Raw genomic sequence first — 368 nt, 5'->3', positions numbered from 1 at the left:
CTCGATTGGTCGAAACCTTTTCAGCATCCCCTTATGCCTAAGTCAAAAGAAACCCCTGCCGAAACTATTAAGCGCCTTGAACGTGAGTTAGCAGAAGAGAAACTGCGTAACAAAATCCTCAATGGTATGGTTGATATCATGGACAATGAATATGGAGCAGGCCTCAGAAAAAAGTACTTATCCGGTACGTCTGGCAAGCAAAAGGCAACGGAGAAATAAACCTCGTAGCCGCATGTCGTGCTGCGGGTATGTCGAGACAAGGTATTTATCAGGCAGTTGCTCGAATGGAAAGTCGTAGAGCTGAGCTATCGATCATCAAAGACTGGGTCCAGTACTGGCGTAAATATATGCCAAGGTTAGGGGCCCGT

The 368-nt window shown here is 46.5% G+C and carries 1 pseudogene; it reads left to right on the top strand.

Features of this window, described 5'->3' with window-relative positions:
• A pseudogene (locus M0413_RS23155) lies at nucleotides 1-368 on the top strand (IS3 family transposase); the annotation flags it as partial.

It is taken from the genome of Shewanella sp. 8A (genome assembly GCF_023475945.1).
GTDB classification, from domain to species: domain Bacteria; phylum Pseudomonadota; class Gammaproteobacteria; order Enterobacterales; family Shewanellaceae; genus Shewanella; species Shewanella xiamenensis.
Note: the sequence above shows the minus strand (reverse complement) of the source record. Positions and strands in the feature narration are given on the sequence as shown.